A 20,546-nucleotide genomic window follows, 5' to 3' on the forward strand; every position below is an offset into this window, starting at 1 on the left:
ATGACATTTTTAGAGTGTATCGACTATATAGTTGTATTTATAAACAACTGAAGATGTTTTCTAACCTTGATTTGTTAAAGGTGTACATTTTTTCAGGACTATACCTTATCGTTTTACTAAATAAAAAGACAGCAAAAATTGATTTCACTTACATAAATATATAAAGGTTAATTATGTACGAAATAAGACCAGAATCATTAAAGAATTTTATCGAAGATACTAATATTCAATTACCAAGATTTCAAAGAAAACAAACTTGGGACGATAAGAAAAACTTCGAACTAGTCATAAGTATATTTAAAGAATACCCTATGGGTGTCAGTATATTAAATGTTGAAGATGTTGATGGTGTTAAAACTAGGTGGCTACTAGATGGTAGACAAAGAAGGAATGCTCTGCAAAAGTTTTATGAAGATCCTGAAAATGTATATTTATGGGCAAGGAAATATCTTGGCTTAAAAACAAGTGATCAGCTGCAAGATGTTGATGATAAATTTTGGGACTCTATAAACGAATATTTAGAAGATGATGAAATCGATGAAGAAATTAACATTTCGGATAGTGACAGTAATCTTGATTTTGAAGTTGAAAGTAACAAGGATGACGGACCTGTCTACGATTCTGCGAAAACAGGGTTAGAGTTATTACTACATATAATAAAAATGACTCATAATAAAAATAGAAAATTTAGTGGTTTTACTAGACCTTTTGATTTTTCAAAAGAGATTGGTAGATTACCATATACTACTGTAGAAAACGGTAAAGAACATCTAAACTCTAGAAGGCTCAAATCTTTTCTCAATGAGTATCAACGTTATAGTAGTGATGAAGGGATCAACTATAAGGATAAAGGTAGTTTTAAAGATTTTTTAAATCAACGTTTTTCTTATGACGGCAACATAAAGAAACAAGTTGATATTAAGATTGATCGAAACTGGGAAAAGATAATAGAGAGAATCGATATTCTAGATAAGATTACGAATATATATTTAAACTCCAAGATAGGATTAATTGAAGTTAAGAACTTAAGTTCTGTTGATGCTCAGAAAATATTTAATATTATTAATTCTAAAGGTACTAAGTTAAGCGCTGTTGAGATTTTATCAGCTAAACCAAGTTGGAATATTGTTATAGATAATCTTAACTCATCTCAAGTCGCAGCTGTTGAACAACTCTATAAACAGATAAACGTACCTAATACTGATATAGTCAAATGGGATTTACCAGCTACCTTGCTATCAAGGTTAGATTACTCACAATTTTTCTTCAAAAAATTCTCGGAAACTCACACAGACCTATCTAAAACTATTACTTTAGGTTTTAAGCTCTTGTCTGGAATTTTAAAAAGTGGAGTAAGAAAAGAAGATATTGATAGTTTAGGTAGAGATAGAGATATCAAATGGGATGTAAAGTTCGAGACATTAATATCTGAAATCAATGATCTTCATAAGATTATTTTAAGTTATGATTATTTTAAATATTTAGAATCTTGGAAGTTTGAATTTACTAATCATTTAAGTGATGCTATAGCACTCAACTTCACAATCTTGGTATATAGAGATTGGGTTAGAAAAGGCAAGCCCATAGGCAATGACTCAAGAATGAGACAGTTCCAAAAAAATAGTTTTATCTTATTTGATACGCTTATCTATGAGTATGTAAACCAAGTTTGGCGAGGCTCTAGCGACTCAAAAATAGCTAACAATATCAGCAATTTTGAGAGTAAGGGTGATGTTTTTACACCAGTAAAACAAGAGAAGTGGCAAGAATTGTTAGGTGAGATTTTTGATAACCAAACTATTGATGGTAATAAAATTACTCGTGCCTTGATGGATCCGTTACTTTATCATTTCTATGCGCTTTCTAAGATACAAGGCCCTGATTCAAGATGTAAGATTGAGGTGGATCATATAATTCCACAAGATTTGTTCAGGAATTCTGTCATAGCTAATAAAGAAGTTATAGTACATAGCCTTTTCAATTTGGCACTTTTACCTAAAAGTGAAAATGCTAGTAAGGGGAAAAAACGTTTAGTTGAAATAACTGACAACTGGTTGAAAGATCAAATTGAAAAATATGCTTTTATATCAAAAAATGACTTTCAAATGTATTCTGATATAAATAATTTCGACAAACTTAAGGAGCTTAGAGAACCTATGTTTCTTAAAGCTTTTACGGTGAAGAGAGAGAATATCCTCAATAATTAATGTACCGAGTAACTTTAGATTACTGCATAATAACTGGTTGGATATTAACAGAAACCACGCACAGCTCAAACTAGGCGTAGTTTTTTATTGCCAGTAATTAAGCTACTATCTTTGAAGGAATAACACTTTAGCGTAAGGAAAACCATGAACCATCTCACCGTCGGACAACGCGCATCTTTAAGCAGCCTTGCTATTGATGACACCGTACCTATCACGCTCAAGTTCACTCGCCAAAGCCCAATAGAGATGGACATCAGCTTCTTATATTAATTTAATTCAGAATCTAAAAAACCGCCACAGCAAACACTATGGCGGTTTTTTATTATTCAAAATATCTTAACTTATAAAATGCCTACAACGCCCACAGCGATTGATACTGCTCATCAGTCAACGTCACGATATCAATCTCCGCCAGCATTTCGCGTAGGGCTTGCCATTTACTCGCATCAGGCTTGATTGGTGTGATCAATCTACCTAGCGTATTATCAATAATCGCATCCATCAAGGTATCTGCGTCGGTTTGACTATAGTCATAATACATACGGCGCGCAGACTTAGGCTTACTTTTACAGTGTTCTGTCATTTGATTGGTCACTTGGATAAAGGTATCTATCGCGTCTTTTTTCGCGCTATAGATCTCATCCGTCGTGAGGATTTCTAACGCCGAAAAATTCGGATAAGGTGACAGATGCTGATCGATAAACGTAAAGTCTAGCCCTTCATGAGTGGCTTCAACGCCTTCAAAGTTATAAAAGCACAGCCATGCACCATCGAGACTTGGGTCTTCTTGCAGGTTTTTTATATGGTAGAAGTCTTTTTGTACAAAGCTCACATTGTCACGACTGATACTAAAGCCGTTTTTCTTGGTATAGCGGGCTAATATCTCAAAGCCAATGCGATTGGTTTTTTCTTCAGCCGCCGGGGTACAAATGCGAATCGGTTGATTGTTCTTGAGCTTATCCATACTGGACTGCTGCATCAATATGCCGCCATCGGTCTCAAAAAAGCAGCCAAGCGCACGCAGATTCGGCGCGTAATGCTCAAACAGATGAATCGGCTCATTTATATGCAGATCGATGCTTTGATTTTGTAGTTCAGCAAGGCCATCATAGTGGTCATCTGGCTCGATAATAGTGATATCTAGCCCTGCCTGCTCATATGCGCTTGTGGTCACACCCGCGATAAAGGGCAGGTGATCAGGGTTTAAGAACCATTCGAGGGTAAGGGTCAATTTGGTGGTTGACTGCATGGTTGTTTCCTTTTTAATGATAGAAAACAATCAGACTGATGCTGTTTAAACAAAACAAAAAAGGCAAAACAAGAAAGGCAAAATCTCAAAGTCAGCTATGCCATCAGATCAGCGAATCAGGTAGAGGTTTCTCTTATTTATAGACTGCTTAGGGTCTGTCATGCTTGTTTCCTACGTCAGTGCTAACTGCTTCAGGTTCACGGGTGTGTCTCAGCGATGGTTTTAACAATCGTTACAAGGTTAAAAGCAAAGCACCCCGACAAGATTGAGTGGTGATGCATTATTTTTGATCAGTACTGCTAATGAATCAGTACTGCGAATGGCTATTATCGATAGCTACTGCATCATCATAGACGACTTGTAAGCGGTGATGCAAGCATATCAGGAATGACAATGAAAGGTGATGACTGACGCTCGTTAACCGCCCTTTATAACAGTTCTCATTTGTGACGGCTTTTTATAAGCGCTTTCAATCGACGTGTTAATAGAAGGGCGCAGTATTTGTCATTGGTACTTACCCAATCACTAACCAAACATACCGATTGATAGCAAAACCCTCATAAAAATAGTCTTGTAGCATATCTCCTGATACGGCATCCTTAGTGAGTTCTATAAGCCGCCGTCTTTGTCATAAATTTGCCGGCCAAAACCTGATTATCTGACACTATCCAACGACATCCTTTATGAGCCAAAAAAAGCACTTCTACTACCGCCCAAAGACCAATCAGCACCACAGCCCGACAGTGCGTTGGACATTTGTCATATTAGGCTGGTTGTTTTTTGTGCTGGGTCTCATCGGCATTTTGCTACCCGTGATGCCGACTGCACCTTTTATATTACTGGCGGCAGGGTGCTGGGCACGTAGCTCGCGGCGCTTTCATTTTTGGCTAATCAATCACAAATACTTTGGCAAATATGTCCGTGATTGGGAAGAAAATCATGCAGTACCGCTTTATGCTAAGTGGCTTGCGACCATCATGATGGCGATATCGACTGCCATGTTGTTTTATCGTCTGCCCGCTGATATGACATGGGCGGCATGGCTGGTAGCACTGGTCTGTAGCGGGGTGGCTGTCTATTTGTTTCGTCTGCCAAATGCCAAATAAAGTCGCCAATATAGGGCAATAGTTAAGTCCAGTTACATAAAACCTGAGATAAGGCTTGCGATACTAGGATGTTCCCCCTATAATATATCCAAGCTTAAGAGCAGTTCTGCACCAAATCATTACCTCGTAGTATTAGTTATAATCCTTCGTTTTAATATTTATCGTTCAGTAGCTATTTGCAAGCGTTATCGGTCTATTAGACCACAAATAAATTAAATATCAGGGTTATGACTATGTCAGACGTTCAAAAAGGTACAGTTAAGTGGTTCAACGAAGCTAAAGGCTTTGGTTTTATCGCTCCAGAAAACGGCGCAGACGTTTTCGCTCATTACAGCGAAATCTCAGGCTCAGGCTTCAAAACTTTGGCTGAAGGCCAAGAAGTTGAGTTCACTGTAACTCAAGGCCAAAAAGGCCCACAAGCACACAACATCGTTGCTATCTAATTTGTCTTTTATAGATAAATAGAGCAAGATAAAAAAACGAGCCTTTGGGTTCGTTTTTTTTCGTCTGTAGTTAAGGATCGTAAGTTATGGGATTATAGATAGTTGTCATCTATGATGGCTATCATCGCTTATACAGACGAGCAATAAAAAAGGCCAACGACTTCACTATCGTTGGCCTTTCTAGTTTTAGGCAAATGAGCTGCAGGTTAACCAAATGAGCTGATAGCGATATTGATCACTCCGCCGCCGAGCAGCAACCAAGCAAACATCACTGCTCCTAAAATCAGCGGCTTGACGCCAGCTTGTTTGATAGCGCTCATATGTGTGGTTAAGCCTAACGCAAACATCGCCATCGTCAGCATCACATCATCTAACATTACCATACTTTGCTCAAAGCCATCGGACATCGGTATCCAAGTGTGCAACAGCACCACCAAGATAAAGATAAAAGCAAACCAAGGGACATTCACTTGTCGCACACGGCTCATTAGGGAAGGTTTGTCAGCTTGACCGCTACCAGATGAGGTCAAGGCAAATGATAAAATAAGCAAAAATGGCGCGAGCATCATGACCCGTATCATTTTGGTGACGACCGCGGTATTGCCGACCTCGGTGCTCACCGCGTTACCCGCGACTACCACTTGCGCCACTTCATGAATGGTGGAGCCGGTATAAATACCGTATTGCTGAGCGTCGAGCCACGGCTGCAGCCAGCCAAGATGGTATAAAAATGGATAAAGCAACATGGCAATGGTGCCAAATACCACTACCGTCGCCACAGCGATCGTCACCTTGTGCGCTTCGGCCTTGACCACGGGCTCTGCGGCGATGACTGCCGCCGCCCCGCAAATGCTAGCCCCTGAGCCAATCAGTAGTGTCGTTTGCTTATCGACCTTTAGCCATCTGGTACCGAGCCAGTAAGTCAATAAAAACGTCGAGGTCAAGACCAGAGCATCGGTCATAATTGCTGGCATTCCGATACTGGAAACTTGTGTTAAGGTCAGCTTAAAGCCATAAAAAATAATGGCCAGACGCAATATTTGCCCCTTAGCAAAGGCCACGCCCACCTGTAAGCGCTCCGCAAACTGCGGGTAGACGGTATTGCCCAGTACCATGCCAAGCAATATCGCCAGCGTCAACGGAGAGAGGCCAACGATACGGCCATTTGACCAACTATCGATGCTGGCATCCAACCACAAGCACAGCAAACTACCAAAGAACACCACCACCAGCCCTGCTAAGTGGCGGTTGCGCGGGCAATAGTGATTCATTGACTGTGTAAAAGCATACATGGCTCGTCGTCCTCATGGCTATAATCAAAATAAGCATAAGCTTATGAGTAGACAGTATAAGGTAAGCCAATTTATAATAAAAACAGATTAGTAAGATAGAAGCTATCGAAAATATAGGTAAGGGTGGCGTGAAAAACACCTCTATTAAAAGCAGAGGTGCCAGCAGTGACGAAGGCGTTGTTAAAACAAGCTTATAGTCGATTCTAAATAAAACAGATACATTATATATCAAGGTGGAACTGGTCTAATTTTTCCTTGCGTGCTGTGCCTACGCTGCTCGATGCTGCGAAAAATTTATCCCAGTCCCACTGTGTCTTTATTATACTGAATTCACTATAGTAAAAGGTAGATTGTTAAATCTGTTGTGTATTAAAAAATATAGGTCGTGTGACATACATCTACAGACGGATATAAGGCAAGCGAGACAATGAAAAAAGCCATGCAAACGCTACCGAAGATTACCCTAAAGCAACTGGCGGTGTTTGTGAGTATTTATCAAACTGGCAGCACCAGCCGCGCCAGTGAAGCGCTGCATCTCTCGCAGTCGGCCGTCAGTAGTGCGCTGAGTGAGCTGGAGGCACGTCTGCAGATGCCGTTATTTGAGCGGGTCGGACGCAGGCTCAACCAGCACCCCAATGCCCATCCTATTTATATACAAGCGCAAGCGATCTTAGAGCAGTCGTTGACGCTGGAGCATTATCATAAGTATCAAGCCGGTCAGATTCATATTGGCGCCAGCACCACCATCGGTAATTATGCCTTGCCGCCGCTGCTGGCCAAGCTGTATCAGGTGCTGCCAGACGCTCGTGTCGATATGTATATCGCCAATACGCAAGAGGTGGTGGCGGAGGTTGAGCAGTTAAATATCGATATCGCGTTGGTAGAGGGCATGCCGCGCCCCACAGATATTAAGACCATCGAGCAGCGCGCATGGCGAACAGATACTTTGATGATATTTGCCAAACGCGATAGCAGATGGCTGGCAGGTCTTTCAGACTATCAAGAGACTGAAAGTCTGTATCATATGACTCTTACGCAGTTGGCCAAACTGCCGCTACTGGTGCGAGAGGCAGGGTCGGGCACGCGGCAGATCATCGATGAGCAGCTGCTCAAACATCTGCCAGAGGCCGAGGTGATTATGGCAATTCAGCAGTCGGAGGCCATCAAGCATATGGTCAGTGCCGATATCGGTCTTGGTTGTCTGTCTCAGCATGTCATCGAGGCGGAGCTGGCAGCAGGAAAGCTGGTACAAGTAAAAGTTGCAGGTATCGACCTGTCACGGACGTGGTGGTTGGTCTGGCACAAAGCCCGCCATCAAAGCCCGATTTGGCAGACTTTTATAGATATGATACAAGACGATTGAGCAAACAAAAAAAGCGCGGCGTCGTAGATACACCGCGCTTTTTTAGCGTTTGAGGTTTTGAGCGCGACTATTTGTGCGTTACGGTTTGAGCGCTATTGTTTGAGCACCATTAAGTAACGTTTTATTGGCGCTACTTGGATACGGGTTTGTCGAGTCTTACGACCAAGCTGTCGCATGGGACGTTGGGCAGGATATTGTCCGCCGTAGCACCGCTGATCCACGCGGCGATGCCTGTGCGCTTGTGTCGACCGATGACCAAGAGATCGACGTCGTGTTTGTGGCAATAATTGACGATACCTTCGCTGCTAGAGATGGCGGTGGTCACTTGCGAGTTGACGGCATCTAGCTCATTACGCGCCAAAAACTGCGCCAGCTTTGCCCGTGCTTCTTGGCAGCGCTCATCATCGATCTCATCGTATAAGCTCGAGGCGGGGACCAACTCATAACCAAAACCAACCATGGTGTCTTTGACGATATGCAGTACGGATAGTTTAGCACCTGGGCGGTTATCGACGATACGTTTGGCCTTTTGTGCGACGATATCGGCATCAGAGAGTAAGTCGGTGACCAGTAGTATGTGTTCGTAACTCATAGCGTCTTCCTCATGTCAGATAGTATTTACTATAGCACTACTACAGAGCGCTGTTAAGTCGTCATCAAGCGTCATCACACAGATGATGCAGGCCGCGTATTACTCTGCAAAGGGCTGGTCGAGCTTGACCACCAAGCTGTCGCAAGGAATATTTGGCAAGATACTGTCGGCCGTCGCTTTGGCCAACCATGCGGCGATACCATGACGCTCATGGCGGCCGATGATGAGCAAGTCGACGTGATGGTCGCGGCAATAATTGACGATGCCCTTACTGTTCGAGATAGCAGATGTCACCTCAGAGTTGACCGCATGCAGCTCATTACGCGCCAAAAACTGCGCCAGTTTTTCTCGTGCTTCTTGCCAGTGCTCGCCATCGACATCGCCTGATAGGCTGGAGGCTGGCACCAGCTCAAAGCCAAAGCGCACCATGTCGTCCTCGACGATATGCAATACCGACAGCCTCGCTTCAGGAGAGCATGCAAGGATACGTTTGGCCTTGAGTGCGACGGCATCTGCATCAGACAACAAGTCGGTGACCAGTAAAATATGTTGATAGCCCATCATCAGCTCCTATTAAGACGTAGTGTTTGTTAAGGGTTAAATCCATTATTTTGTTATGGATATTCCCAGATAGACAATCTTGATAACCCCCTAAGTGACTTAGCATTTAACAGACAGCCCATAAGACTGTATTGATCAAGCGACTTACAAAACGACCTGTCAATCGACTCATAAAGAGAAGGGGCGACGTAGAATATTAACGCTCAGATCGCTTGACTTATCAAAACAGCAGCCCCATCTACTACGGCACCCTATATATTATAATTTGATAAGGATCACTATGACTGACACGCCATTTATCGCCGATCTAACGCTTCATCCAGCGTTTGAGTTGATTGAGCATCGCCATATCGAGGCGTTGTCAATGGACGTGCTGATCAGTCAGCATGTCAAAACCGGCGCGATGCATTATCATTTGGCGCACCCAAGTGATGAAAACGCCTTTTTGGTTGGCTTTCGTACTCAGCCGATGGACTCAAAGGGCGAGGCACATATCTTGGAGCATGTGGCACTTTGCGGCTCGGCAAGGTTTCCGGTTCGTGATCCGTTTTTTTCGATGATTAAGCGCTCATTAAACACCTTTATGAACGCCATGACCGCGGCCGACTGGACAGCGTATCCGTATGCCACACAAAATAAAAACGATTACTTCAATTTGCTGGCGGTGTATCTTGATGCGTCGTTTTTCCCCAATATTCATCCGCTTGATTTTGCTCAAGAAGGTATCCGCGTAGAATTGGACGAAAATGACAAACCGCAGTTTAAAGGTATTGTCTTTAATGAGATGAAAGGCGCGATGAGCGGCGAGATCGACCAGCTCTATCATACGGTCGCTCATCATTTATTCCCAACGACCACTTATCATTATAACTCGGGCGGTGATCCTGCGGATATTCCTGATTTGACCCACACCGAGCTCGTTGAGTTCCATCAAAGCCATTACCATCCATCAAACAGCGTGATTATGAGCTTTGGTAATATTCCGGTCGCCGAGACCCAAGCGAAAATCCATGACGATGCTTTGAGCCAGTTTGAAGCGGGTAAAAAACACGTCTCACGTCCAGAGCAGCGTCTGCCTGCGCCAATCAGCGCTATCGATACTTATACGGCTGATGAGGCGGGCCCTGACCAAACCCATCATGTGGTGGCGTGGCTGCTGCCATCAATCACCGATCCCAAGCAGCGTCTGGCCTTGCGTCTATTAGAAGGCGTGTTGGTCGAGCATGCTGGCTCGCCATTGCGTGCGTATCTCGACAGTCATCCGCTTGGCAAAGCGCCAAGTCCGCTGTTGGGACTCGATGACAGCCATTATGAGATGGTATTTTATACCGGTCTACGCGGCTCCAACCCTGAGCATGCCGAGGCAGTAGAGCAGGGTATTATGGATTTACTGACTGAAGTGGCCAGTAAACCGATCGATGATGATACGATTGAGACCATTTTGCATCAGATCGAGATCGATCAGCGCCATATCGGCGGCGATAGTATCCCTTATGGTTTAAATTTGATGCTCGAAGGCTTTAGCACTGCTATTCATGATGGCAACCCGATCGACGTCTGGGAAGTGGATGAGCATTTGCAGTGGCTGCGTGAGCAAGTAAAAGACGCACAGTGGCTACCAAACCTTATCAAAACCCATCTGCTCGACAATCAGCACCGTGTGCGCGTGACGCTGACGCCAGATAGCGAAAAATCAGCGCGCCTTGCTGCAGCAGAGCAGACCCGTCTTGATACCATCGCGATGGACTTGAGCGCTGATGATAAAGCCATCTTAAAACAGCAAGCCCTTGATTTGGCAGCGCGGCAAGCAGCGCCTGATGATTTAAGCCTATTGCCAAAAGTCGGACTGGAGGATGTCCCGACCGATATCAGCTTTAAGCAAGGCACGCAAAAACAAGTGCGCCTAAGCGGGCAAGACAGTACGCTGTTTGAATATGAAGCGGGCACCAACGGCTTGTATTATTATCAAGTGATTGTGCCGTTGACCGATGCCATCGGCAATCAGGACACCAGCAGTTTTCCTGTGAACGAGGTGATCAATCATCCATTGCTACCGATTTATTTAAGCCTACTATCAGAGCTGGGTACTGACTCGATGAGTGCTCATGAGATGCAGGCCAAGCAAGCGGCGCATTCTTCTGGCGTGACGGCGCGTATCAGCCAGCGCACCAGTATCGATGATAGCCAAACGATCAGCAGTTATTTTGTGGTGGCGACCCGTGCGCTCAACCGCAAGCCTGAAGCGATTGATTTGCTCAAAGAAGTCATGGAGCATAGCGTCTTTAGCGAGCATGACCGTATCAAAGAAATTTTGCAGCAGCGTCAAGCGAGCTGGCAGTCGAATTTGGCAAGCTCTGGGCATTCTTATGCCATGCAAACCGCCAGCCGCGGTATGAGCCGTCAAGCGCAGCTTGAGTATGTGCGTAGTGGCTTGCCTGCACTAAACGCGCTAAAAGACTTTTTGGCGCATGCCAGTGATGATGACACGCAGTGGGATAAATTGGCAACCAGCCTGATGGACTTGCACCAGCGTGTGATCAGCTTGCCCAAGCATGCCGTGATCATTTGTGAAGCTGAGCAAACCGAGCGCTTAAGCGACTTAATTGTCGAGAGCTGGAAAGACAGTCAAGCGCCAGTGCTTGCTGCGCAATTGGGTGCCTCTGATGCGACTATCGAAGACACTATCCCAAGTGAGTTTGCCGAGCTGCACCTTGCGGCAGCGTTAAATGGCGAGACAGACACCATCAAGGCACGAGAGAGCAGTAGCGCGCTCGATGCCGAGGACTTGGCATGGCTGGTACCGACCAACGTCTATCATAATGCCAGCGCTTATCGTGTGCCAGCGGCCGATCATCCTGATACCGCTGCTTTGATGGTATTAGCGCCGTATCTGCGCAATGGCTACTTGCACAGCGCCATCCGTGAGCGCGGCGGTGCTTACGGCGGCGGTGGGCTTTTAAATTCTTTAGCTACCGCGACCCGCAGTGTGCTGAGACCTTTGCGCATTTTGAGGCCAGTATTGAGTGGTTACTAAATGAGCCGCAGACCGATGAGCAGCTAGAAGAAGCCATCTTAGGTATCATCTCGGGTATGGATAAGCCAGGCTCTCCAGCTGGCGAGGCGGTCAAAGCCTGCTTTGCTGATTTGCACCATCGCGATGCTGACTGGCAACGTAAGATGCGCGCCGCCATATTGGATGTGACGGTGGCGGACCTACAGCGCGTGGCCAAGCAATACCTGCAAGGGCAACAGCACGTACGTGCAGTACTAGCGCCTTATGATAAAGAAGAAACCGTGAAAAACCTCGGCTTTAACGTTTGCAAAATAAAGAGCTAATGGTGTTTTTTGGATAAAAACCAATCTGTCACTGTGAGCATTTATGAAGCAGACAATACTAGGTTATTGTCTGCTTTTATAGTTTTTAGTAAAAAGACTGATGATTGAGTCAACGTTTAAAGGCGTTTAAAAACGTTTGATACTCAAGTCTTTGCCAATCATATCCTGATGAATAGGAAACTCAGACAATTGGCTAAACTGCTGTCGATCGGCAAAGTAGCTTCGTAAAGTGCGGCGCACGGCTTCAAAGGCGAGACTATCCCACGGGATGTCTTCTTCGCTAAACAGCGCACAGTCAAGGCTTTCAGAGCCGACACCATATGCACCGTCTTTGAGATCGGCCAAATAAATTGAGTATATCTGTCCGATGTCTGGCAGATCATAGATACAGTACAGATGAGGGTTTAACACCACCGCATCCGCTTCTTCGTAGCTCTCACGCGCGGCGCCCTCTGCCATGGTTTCCCCGTTTTCCATAAAGCCTGCCGGTATTGTCCAAAGACCGTATTGCGGCTCTATCGCGCGGCGGCATAGCAGCACTCTGTCTTTATGTACGACCAGCGACCCACAGATGACTTTTGGGTTTTCGTAGTGAATATAGTTGCAATTTGGGCATACCAAACGCGGCATATTATCCGTGGCTGGTATTTTTCGTTCTGCTTGATGACCGCATTGGAGACAATAGCGCATATCAACTGCCTTTATAAATGTAGTAAGCGTAAGAGATAAAGAGTCAGGACTCCTAATGGCAAAAACACCCCGTCATTGTCAGACGCGCCCGCCCTTCATACGTTGGTTTTTGTGTGTGCTATCAGGATACCGGTAAAGCGGTGCTGCAAGACGTTATTCTAATAAGCAAGCACCGTCTTAAGATAGCACACATTTTGCTCGTAGCGCAGCATGATAACAGTAACGCTGCATATCGCTGGCGGATCATAGTCCAGTAAATGATAGCAAAGCCCTGTGGCATCGTGGCAAGCCATCACCGCCGTTTGTCATAAGCGGTCACGCTAATTCATAAAACACGTTGACTTATAAAATTAAGAAGACAATACGCGGCGCCTGTCTGTCGATGCGATTTGAGACGTTCATGACAAACACCTCATGACGAATACCTCCTGACAAATGAACAGTCACACAAATAGCATGCAGCTGCGTGAAGAGTACGCTAGTCTACAGCTAGTCACGCCACATATTGATAAAAACATAGGGCAAGATCATGTTACTCCCTTCCCAGACTGTGCAGTTAGATGAGCAGTCGGTTGCTATACCACCTTTTATTCGCTATCCGACACTCAGGCAACTGACCGAGCGGGTTCAGCAAGAGACGTTAAATGCGTTGGCCGATTCAGCGCGGCATACCGCGCAGCAAAGCTCTCGCAGCGCGCGTGTCTTAGACAGTCTATACCAGACGCCCATTGCCGATGCTTCGATACTGGTGGCCATCACCCATGAGCGCCATCCCAAGCTGCTTTTGACGCGCCGCGCCGCGCACATGAATAGCCATGCAGGCGAGGTATCTTGCGCTGGCGGTAAATACGAGATAGGGGATGGTAATAACGTCGTCACAGCGCTACGTGAGGCCTGTGAAGAGACGGCTCTCCCGCCCAACAAGGTACAGCTAATCGGTCAGCTACCCATTCAGACCTCCAAAAGCGGCATGAGCGTGCGTCCAATCGTGGCTTTGATCGCGCCTGATTTGGTACTGGTACCTGAGATCGGTGAGATATCACGTATTTTTTGGGCAGATTTTGAGGCGTTACTCACGCAGCCTACCGTTGAGTACGCGATAGAATATGCCATGCAAGATCAGGTGGCAACGATACTTACGCCCAGCTGGCAAGTCGATGGCGAGACGGTCTGGGGGCTGACAGGCCGCGTCATTGCCAGCTTATTAGAGACAGCTTTTGATCGGCAGTTAGAATGGTATTACCGCGTGCAAGACAGCCGATTGTAATGAGCTGAGCTGACAGATGCTGCGTCATTGATAATAGGCGTCGTTTTTCTTAAGCCACCAGTTCATATTGTCTTGACGCTTGGCGCGAAAGGCTTCTAGTTTGGTGGCTACCGTTTGGTTGTGCTGACGGGCGGTATCGAGCGCAAACAAGATAGGCACGGAGGATAAGACACCAAACCGAAGCTTTGATTTTGGTAGCGCTAAGCCGTCTCCGATATCATCACCGACCAGAGTACGTGTCACACTGGCATTGACCATCTCTACAAAACGCCCGCGGCGATTGTCTTCGCCCATCAGTTGCCGCGGCAGATCGTGTAGGGCTTTTGCTAAAGGTTGTCCCATCTCAAAGTCTAGCTGTTGAATGGACAAGTAAGTGTAAAGCCACTCCCAGCAGGCGGCCTCATCCTTTGGTAGGCGCTCTAAATCCACACCCATCCAGTAACTGGCAAGATTCCATAAATGCAAAATTCCCTCGGCCTCCTCGCTACTGATACGCGCGCCAAGTAGCCGTAGCCCGCGCATAATCAGTAACGAGAATTGCAGATGAGTGGCAATCATATCCGTTTGGTTGATCGGTACACCCCAATAAGCAGTGTTCCAGCTGCCATCGGGATTGCGATGCTGATCGGCCTCTGTGGCGACGCCTTTTGCCGCGTTGTTTTTGCCACTGAGCAAGTTTTGCCGTACGAGCGTGTGAATCTGCCGCACCTGAATCGACTGACGCCAACCCTCAGAGCCGATCGCCAAAACGCTATCGATAGGCACTCGTGTGCGCGGCATACGTGTGCTTGTTTTGGGCAATAATGGATGCTCAGAGACAGCCAAAATATAAGCATAAGTGCGCATGAGTCTTGGCAGGGCATCGTGCATCAACGCGCCGGTTTGGATCAGTGGCAGCGATAGGGCAGGGATGCTATAACCTGCCATCAATGCCACATTTCGTAGTAGCCAAATCAGCATCAGCGGATAGCGCCGATAGGCAACGGCCCCAGTCTGTGCAAGCTGTGGATCAAACCAAGTAGGATGGTCGCTAAACTGCTCAGCCAGTGCACAAAAGGACGGATGAGCTGCGAGTTTACTGTCGGTTTTGTTATCAAGGATAAGCTGCTGTAAGTGTTTGGCAAAACGCAGGCCGTCAGCCGCGAGCGTATCTGTCAGGGGGTCGCCGATGTCGTAGCCTGCGACCATCTCCTCTAATAAATCTTGCGAGATGACAAAATCTTTGGGCAGCAAATAGCGCTTGATCCGCTTTAAGACCTGTAGGTCATGATGATCATCAATCGCTGTGGTACGCCCATGACGCTGATACGATGCAAAGGTAGGTTGGCTCGATTTGGACGCGCGCGCTGGCTGTGGCTGGGCTGTATTGTTTGGATCCATAGGTAGCAAATGCCTTTATCAGTAGGCTTTTTATGATGGCCTAATATTTAGACGTGTGGTTGAGCATATCAAGCTGCCTTTGTGTGTCATCGAGGCGACGTTTAATCGACCCAAGCTCATCGGCCAAAAACAACAGCCGTTTGCGAGCGTCTTTTTCGTTGGCAAAGTCTAGCATTGCGCCGCTCTCAAGCTGATCAAACTCTGTTTGATACTCATCTAATAGGCGTCTGTCTGTGTCGAGCTGGTTGTCTAGACGATAGTAGGCTAGGCCGTGCTGATTGGCCTGTTGAAGGTGGTTTATCATAGCAGCAGGGCAGACGTTGTTTAACCTGCGCCCGCGGCGACCGACATTGTACGCATTGTTGCTCGTACAGTATTGTTGCAGACCAAGCTTGCGGCCGTGCTCCCACGCAAGATAATCAGGGGTCACATGCGCTTTGGCACAGGCTTTGCTGTGTGAGGCGAGGCGCTCTGAGGAGTAGCCTGCTACGCCATCGTTATAGCCTATCGTTTGCCAATCACCGATCAGGCATTGTTGTTTGGAGAGAGTCGCGCATGATAGTAAAAACATACTGCCAAGTATAGGCAGACTAAGCGATATAGGTCTGATAAGTCCCTGCATGGTCATCTCCTAAGACTGCTGCTATCAGTTGCGCCTAGTATGCATCTAGATGTCACGAGGCGAGGTGTCATTGCGCTTACTGCCTTTATCCAAACATGGCTTGCGATGCTGTTTTCCTGCGGTTATTGTTTTTACTGTTAGGGTTGAAAGAAGAAAGCGGTGAGCTATGTGTTGGCTAAATAACCGCAAAATAGCTCGCCTTTTTCTGATGATGGATTATGGCTGAGGCCGCGTCAAATCGACTGAGGTGCCGCTGACGTTGTCTTTTAGGCTGACTTTGAGCATGAGGTAACCTGCAACCCCAGAGACGATAGAGCCCATGATGATGCCTAGACGCTCATCAAATAACGTGGTGTCGCCTGCAAAAGCAAGGCCACCGATAAATAAGCTCATGGTAAAACCTACACCGCAAAGCAACGCAGCACCATAAATTTGCTTATAATTCATGCCCTTTGGCATGGTTGAGATACCGAGCTTGAAGATCAACCAGCACATCGCCATGACACCCAACTGCTTACCGATAAATAGACCGGCGGCAATCCCCAGCGGTACAGAGTGAAACAGCTCTGCAAACCCTGCGCCTTTGAGCGAGATGCCTGAGTTGGCAAAGGCAAATAGGGGCAAGATACCAAAAGCCACGGTGTTGTGTAGGTCGTGCTCTAGCTCTTCGACAGGGGAGTGCTCAGGGTCAGTGCGATCAAACATAGGAATAAACAACGCCAACACCACGCCCGCTAATGTCGCATGGATACCCGACTTGAGGACGGCTATCCACATGATAACGCCGATGAGCAGGTAGGGGGTGATACTGGTCACGTTGCGACGGTTTAGCAAATACAAAAACGGCAAGCATAGCCCTGCAAAGGCCAATGACTCAAGGGATAGTTCGCTGGTATAAAACAAGGCAATGATCAAAATCGCGCCGATATCATCAAAAATAGCAATCGATACCAAAAATACTTTGAGAGAGTTTGGGACGCGATTGCCAAGTAGGCTTAAGATGCCGAGGGCAAAAGCGATATCTGTGGCGGCAGGAATGGCCCAACCTTTCCAAAACTCAGGCTCGCTATAGTTAAAGATCAGATAGACTACAGCGGGCATGATCATCCCGCCGATGGCCGCGCCCGCTGGCAAAATGATTTGTTTGACATTGGACAGCTCACCGATGAGCACTTCGCGTTTGAGCTCAAGACCGACCAAAAAAAAGAAAATCGCCATCAGGCCGTCATTGATCCAATGATGGGCGTCTTTGGCAATCGCAAAATCACCGATTTGAATGGCAACAGGGGCATGGATAAAGCCTTCATACCATGTGCTTAAAGGGGAGTTGGCAATGATCATTGCAGCAATGGCAGCCAGTGCTAACACGATGCCGCCTGCTGCCTCAAATTCAAAAAATGCCTTAATCCTTCGTATTGCCATATTACCCTCATTTCCTAAATACAAATTACTAAAAACGAATTGCCAAACAATTCAATAACCTCAAATATCGATGCGGCCGCTTAGCGCGCCATACAAACAGACAGCAACAGTTTCTCATACTCTGATTCATATAGACAAGAAAATACATCAAACCAAAGTCATAAGCACGTCTTGCTATATCCACAATAGCGATATTATAACGATGATAACACTGGTAAATATAGTGATAAGTCGTTACTGACTACCCAGCGCGCGTCACTATCTTTAGCCGATCTAGATGACTATCGATTGAATCGAGGGCAGGCCTTAGACAAATCTAGCAGACTTTTTTACGTTTTTGGCTTTTTTTTACGTTTTTATCTTTATAATGAGCGTCACTCTACAGTGCCACTTATGGGTATAAATGCGTCAGCAGGTCAGTGTATCCGCTGATAGATAACGGTACAGGCAGCCTCAATATCGAGGCTGATTTTTCTTATCAATTTTGCAGGTCAGCGTCATGGACTTATCCCTCTCTATCGAGATCATCTTAATGCTTACGGCGGTGGCCGCAATAGCCGGTTTTATCGATGCCATCGCAGGCGGCGGTGGACTACTCACCATACCAGCCATGCTACTTGCCAATATCCCGCCAGTGCTCACGCTTGGCACCAACAAGCTACAAGCCGCCTCGGGTGCGCTAGCGGCCTCGATTACGATGATAAAAAAAGGCGTCATCAACCCTAAAAGTATAAAGGTGGCGATTTTCGGGGCTTTTATTGGCTCAGTCATCGGTACCATCGCTGTACAGATGTCGCCGCCGGATCTACTCGAAAAGCTGATTCCGTTTTTGATTGCCGCTATTGGGGTTTATACTTTGTTTGCGCCCAAGCTTGGCGAGGTGGAAGCGGCGCCGCGTATCTCAGAGGGCAAGTGGCAAAAAATTGTGGCGCCATTGATTGGGTTTTATGATGGCTATATCGGGCCAGGGACGGGCATGTTTTTTGCGCTGGGTAATGTGGCGCTACGTGGTCGGCAGATCATCGAGGCAACAGGCGCGGCTAAGGTTTTGAACTTATCGACCAATATTGGCTCGCTGATTTTTTTTATTTTGGGCGGTAATGTGTTGTGGACAGTCGGTCTGGCAATGATGGTCGGACAAACGATAGGGGCGTATTTTGGCTCGCATATGGTGGTCAAAGGGGGGAGTAAGCTGATTCGTCCTGTCATCGTGCTGGTCTGCCTTGCCATGATTACCAAGTATGTGATTGGCTAACGCAAGCTGTGATTTATTGAGTATCGATACAGCCTGTCTATAGGTAGTGCAGCCATAAAAAAACCTCAGTTCAAAGTGAACTAAGGTTTTTATAAATGAATAAATAAACGCTTTATCGATTAGCGGCGACGATCAATATCATCGTATTCACTACCCATGATGCCATCACTAAACACTTGAGAGAACTCACGCTCATTGTCTTCATCGATGTGACCATCAAAGACGTCTTTGGTGCCTGCCTCAGGATCGTTGTAGATAGTGACGTCCATTTTTTCTTCAGATTTTGCCACGATTGCTGTCACTGCTGCATCGCCGCCGACGTTGACCGCCGTACGCAGCATATCGAGGATACGATCCACACCCAAGATCAGACCGATACCTTCGATAGGCAGACCGACTTGAGCAAATACCATAGACAGCATGATCAAGCCCACACCAGGGACGCCTGCGGTACCGATAGAGGCCAGCACCGACATCAAGATAACCGTTAGATACTCGGTCAAACCCAAATCAATACCATAAATATTGGCAATAAAGATGGTCGCCGTACCTTGCATGATGGCCGTACCATCCATGTTGATGGTCGCCCCAAAAGGCACGGTAAACGAGGCTACTGAGTTGTTGACACCCATACGCTTGGTGACGGTACGCAGCGTGATCGGAATGGTGGCGTTCGAGCTTGAGGTACTAAAAGCAAAAATCTGTACTTCGCGCATTTTCGCCAAAAATGTCTTAATAGACAGACCAGAAAACAGCTTTAGCACGATCATCATAGTGATAAAAAAGTGGAAAGCCAGTGAGCCAATCAGTACCGCAACATAACCGAGCAAAGACCAAATCAGATCTAAACCCAGCTCCGCCATGGCTTTGGTCAATAGCGCAAAAACCCCATAAGGCGCAAGATTCATAATGATGGTCACCATCTTTAAGATGACTTCATTAATCAGCTCCAAGCTTTGTACCAACCCTTTGGCAGGTTTGCCGACCATCAAAATACTGATACCGATCAAGATAGCAAAGAAGATAATCGACAGCATGTCGCCATTTGCCATCGCACTGATGGGGTTTGACGGAACGATATTTGCAAAAACATCGAGTAGAGGTGGCGCAGACTTGGCTTCAAATGCCGCTTCTGTCTCAACCTCCATGCCTTTACCGATACCAAATAAAAACCCAAGCCCGATAGCAGTTGCAATGGCAAGCGCGGTCGTCATCATATAGATTAGGAAAGTCTTGGTACCTATGCGCCCAAGCAAGCGAATATCACCAATACCGCACACCCCGCAAATCAGCGAGATAAGTACCAAAGGCACGACCAGCATTTTGAGGGAGTTTACGAATAGCTTGCCGATGATGGCCAAAAACCCATTGGTGATATATGTACTAACAAAACCGCCCTCAGCGTTCAGTCCTGAATAGTTGATAAATAATCCCAGTATGATACCGAGCACCATGGCAACGATGATCTTGCCCGTTAGTCCCATATTTTTCCACATAAACTCTATCCTTTTATCCGCAACATTCAGTATCAAGGGTGCTACTAAACCAATGCGTTTATGATTGTCATCCTTACGCCTGATGGTGTTGCAGCTGCAAAATTTTGTCTGTCATTTCATGTCAGGCTATTCGACAATATAAAATAATTGTTAAGGTTACTGCAAGATTTTTTTATCACTTAAATAATAATCTATAACTGATTAAAGGCGGTTTAAGCTTTTTTGTCAAAAAATTGGCTGAGATAACCACTTAGCAAAAAACAGA

16 protein-coding genes and 1 pseudogene are annotated in these 20,546 nt (G+C 46.0%); 8 read left to right on the forward strand and 9 right to left on the reverse strand.

Annotated elements, in window-relative coordinates:
• Positions 1 to 173: 173 nt before the first annotated feature.
• A complete protein-coding gene (locus tag NK638_RS06290) occupies positions 174 to 2,207 on the forward strand; it encodes a DUF262 domain-containing protein (protein WP_274632348.1) in 2,034 nt (677 codons plus the stop codon).
• A gap of 144 nt (positions 2,208 to 2,351) precedes the next feature.
• The gene (locus tag NK638_RS06295; RefSeq protein ID WP_274632349.1) at positions 2,352 to 2,477 is read left to right on the forward strand and encodes a hypothetical protein; all 126 of its coding nucleotides are present in this window, start codon (positions 2,352 to 2,354) and stop codon (positions 2,475 to 2,477) included.
• Between the two features lie 82 nt (positions 2,478 to 2,559).
• Here the strand turns inward: NK638_RS06295 and NK638_RS06300 are convergent, their stop codons facing one another.
• Positions 2,560 to 3,456 carry an ABC transporter substrate-binding protein gene (locus NK638_RS06300; RefSeq protein WP_274632350.1) on the reverse strand — a complete coding sequence of 299 codons (897 nt, stop codon included), beginning with the start codon at positions 3,454 to 3,456 and terminating at the stop codon, positions 2,560 to 2,562.
• Between the two features lie 683 nt (positions 3,457 to 4,139).
• Here NK638_RS06300 and NK638_RS06305 point away from each other — a divergent pair.
• On the forward strand, positions 4,140 to 4,562 hold the full coding sequence (locus NK638_RS06305) for a YbaN family protein (RefSeq protein WP_274632351.1): 423 nt from the start codon (positions 4,140 to 4,142) through the stop codon (positions 4,560 to 4,562).
• 233 nt (positions 4,563 to 4,795) lie between these two features.
• On the forward strand, positions 4,796 to 5,005 hold the full coding sequence (cspE, locus tag NK638_RS06310; protein ID WP_025644841.1) for a transcription antiterminator/RNA stability regulator CspE: 210 nt from the start codon (positions 4,796 to 4,798) through the stop codon (positions 5,003 to 5,005).
• 206 nt (positions 5,006 to 5,211) lie between these two features.
• On the opposite strand, the gene NK638_RS06315 is transcribed toward cspE, so the two are convergent.
• Positions 5,212 to 6,297 carry a YeiH family protein gene (locus NK638_RS06315; RefSeq protein ID WP_274632352.1) on the reverse strand — a complete coding sequence of 362 codons (1,086 nt, stop codon included), beginning with the start codon at positions 6,295 to 6,297 and terminating at the stop codon, positions 5,212 to 5,214.
• Positions 6,298 to 6,724: 427 nt separating this feature from the next.
• Between NK638_RS06315 and NK638_RS06320 the strand changes: the two genes are divergently transcribed.
• Positions 6,725 to 7,660, forward strand: a complete 936-nt coding sequence (locus NK638_RS06320; protein ID WP_274632353.1) for a LysR substrate-binding domain-containing protein — start codon at positions 6,725 to 6,727, stop codon at positions 7,658 to 7,660.
• 130 nt (positions 7,661 to 7,790) lie between these two features.
• On the opposite strand, the gene NK638_RS06325 is transcribed toward NK638_RS06320, so the two are convergent.
• Complete coding sequence (locus tag NK638_RS06325) at positions 7,791 to 8,252, reverse strand: universal stress protein (RefSeq protein WP_075100364.1); 462 nt, start codon at positions 8,250 to 8,252, stop codon at positions 7,791 to 7,793.
• A 99-nt stretch (positions 8,253 to 8,351) separates the two neighbouring features.
• Positions 8,352 to 8,813: a universal stress protein gene (locus NK638_RS06330; RefSeq protein ID WP_274632354.1), complete on the reverse strand. Its 462-nt coding sequence runs from the start codon at positions 8,811 to 8,813 to the stop codon at positions 8,352 to 8,354.
• A gap of 280 nt (positions 8,814 to 9,093) precedes the next feature.
• Here NK638_RS06330 and NK638_RS06335 point away from each other — a divergent pair.
• Positions 9,094 to 12,149 (forward strand): annotated as a pseudogene (locus NK638_RS06335) (insulinase family protein).
• A gap of 126 nt (positions 12,150 to 12,275) precedes the next feature.
• On the opposite strand, the gene NK638_RS06340 reads toward NK638_RS06335, so the two are convergent.
• Positions 12,276 to 12,839 carry an NUDIX hydrolase gene (locus NK638_RS06340; RefSeq protein ID WP_075100367.1) on the reverse strand — a complete coding sequence of 188 codons (564 nt, stop codon included), beginning with the start codon at positions 12,837 to 12,839 and terminating at the stop codon, positions 12,276 to 12,278.
• A gap of 529 nt (positions 12,840 to 13,368) precedes the next feature.
• On the opposite strand from NK638_RS06340, the gene NK638_RS06345 reads away from it, so the two are divergent.
• Entirely contained in the window at positions 13,369 to 14,106 is a 738-nt protein-coding gene (locus tag NK638_RS06345) for an NUDIX hydrolase (protein ID WP_274632355.1), read from the forward strand.
• 24 nt (positions 14,107 to 14,130) lie between these two features.
• Here the strand turns inward: NK638_RS06345 and NK638_RS06350 are convergent, their stop codons facing one another.
• The 3 genes from NK638_RS06350 to nhaA all read right to left on the reverse strand — a co-directional run bounded on the left by NK638_RS06350 (position 14,131) and on the right by nhaA (position 17,530).
• Positions 14,131 to 15,486 (reverse strand): oxygenase MpaB family protein, encoded by a 1,356-nt coding sequence (locus NK638_RS06350; RefSeq protein ID WP_274632356.1) that lies wholly within the window; start codon positions 15,484 to 15,486, stop codon positions 14,131 to 14,133.
• Positions 15,487 to 15,526: 40 nt separating this feature from the next.
• The gene (locus NK638_RS06355) at positions 15,527 to 16,108 is read right to left on the reverse strand and encodes a DUF2799 domain-containing protein (protein ID WP_274632357.1); all 582 of its coding nucleotides are present in this window, start codon (positions 16,106 to 16,108) and stop codon (positions 15,527 to 15,529) included.
• A gap of 216 nt (positions 16,109 to 16,324) precedes the next feature.
• Positions 16,325 to 17,530, reverse strand: a complete 1,206-nt coding sequence (gene nhaA / locus NK638_RS06360; RefSeq protein ID WP_192994893.1) for a Na+/H+ antiporter NhaA — start codon at positions 17,528 to 17,530, stop codon at positions 16,325 to 16,327.
• Positions 17,531 to 18,029: 499 nt separating this feature from the next.
• On the opposite strand from nhaA, the gene NK638_RS06365 reads away from it, so the two are divergent.
• Positions 18,030 to 18,785, forward strand: a complete 756-nt coding sequence (locus NK638_RS06365) for a TSUP family transporter (protein ID WP_274632358.1) — start codon at positions 18,030 to 18,032, stop codon at positions 18,783 to 18,785.
• A gap of 119 nt (positions 18,786 to 18,904) precedes the next feature.
• On the opposite strand, the gene NK638_RS06370 is transcribed toward NK638_RS06365, so the two are convergent.
• Complete coding sequence (locus NK638_RS06370) at positions 18,905 to 20,281, reverse strand: dicarboxylate/amino acid:cation symporter (RefSeq protein WP_274632359.1); 1,377 nt, start codon at positions 20,279 to 20,281, stop codon at positions 18,905 to 18,907.
• Between the last annotated feature and the right edge of the window lie 265 nt (positions 20,282 to 20,546).

The sequence above is a fragment of the Psychrobacter sp. A3 genome, assembly GCF_028823565.1.
Classification (GTDB): Bacteria; Pseudomonadota; Gammaproteobacteria; order Pseudomonadales; family Moraxellaceae; genus Psychrobacter; species Psychrobacter celer.

What these genes read in the sequence shown, in the direction of transcription:
- NK638_RS06290 (WP_274632348.1), top strand. Translation starts at nt 174, where the DNA reads ATGTACGAAATAAGACCAGAATCATTAAAGAATTTTATCGAAGATACT.
- NK638_RS06295 (WP_274632349.1), top strand. Translation starts at nt 2,352, where the DNA reads ATGAACCATCTCACCGTCGGACAACGCGCATCTTTAAGCAGCCTTGCT.
- NK638_RS06300 (WP_274632350.1), bottom strand. Translation starts at nt 3,456, where the DNA reads ATGCAGTCAACCACCAAATTGACCCTTACCCTCGAATGGTTCTTAAAC.
- NK638_RS06305 (WP_274632351.1), top strand. Translation starts at nt 4,140, where the DNA reads ATGAGCCAAAAAAAGCACTTCTACTACCGCCCAAAGACCAATCAGCAC.
- cspE (WP_025644841.1), top strand. Translation starts at nt 4,796, where the DNA reads ATGTCAGACGTTCAAAAAGGTACAGTTAAGTGGTTCAACGAAGCTAAA.
- NK638_RS06315 (WP_274632352.1), bottom strand. Translation starts at nt 6,297, where the DNA reads ATGTATGCTTTTACACAGTCAATGAATCACTATTGCCCGCGCAACCGC.
- NK638_RS06320 (WP_274632353.1), top strand. Translation starts at nt 6,725, where the DNA reads ATGAAAAAAGCCATGCAAACGCTACCGAAGATTACCCTAAAGCAACTG.
- NK638_RS06325 (WP_075100364.1), bottom strand. Translation starts at nt 8,252, where the DNA reads ATGAGTTACGAACACATACTACTGGTCACCGACTTACTCTCTGATGCC.
- NK638_RS06330 (WP_274632354.1), bottom strand. Translation starts at nt 8,813, where the DNA reads ATGGGCTATCAACATATTTTACTGGTCACCGACTTGTTGTCTGATGCA.
- NK638_RS06340 (WP_075100367.1), bottom strand. Translation starts at nt 12,839, where the DNA reads ATGCGCTATTGTCTCCAATGCGGTCATCAAGCAGAACGAAAAATACCA.
- NK638_RS06345 (WP_274632355.1), top strand. Translation starts at nt 13,369, where the DNA reads ATGTTACTCCCTTCCCAGACTGTGCAGTTAGATGAGCAGTCGGTTGCT.
- NK638_RS06350 (WP_274632356.1), bottom strand. Translation starts at nt 15,486, where the DNA reads ATGGATCCAAACAATACAGCCCAGCCACAGCCAGCGCGCGCGTCCAAA.
- NK638_RS06355 (WP_274632357.1), bottom strand. Translation starts at nt 16,108, where the DNA reads ATGCAGGGACTTATCAGACCTATATCGCTTAGTCTGCCTATACTTGGC.
- nhaA (WP_192994893.1), bottom strand. Translation starts at nt 17,530, where the DNA reads ATGGCAATACGAAGGATTAAGGCATTTTTTGAATTTGAGGCAGCAGGC.
- NK638_RS06365 (WP_274632358.1), top strand. Translation starts at nt 18,030, where the DNA reads ATGGACTTATCCCTCTCTATCGAGATCATCTTAATGCTTACGGCGGTG.
- NK638_RS06370 (WP_274632359.1), bottom strand. Translation starts at nt 20,281, where the DNA reads ATGTGGAAAAATATGGGACTAACGGGCAAGATCATCGTTGCCATGGTG.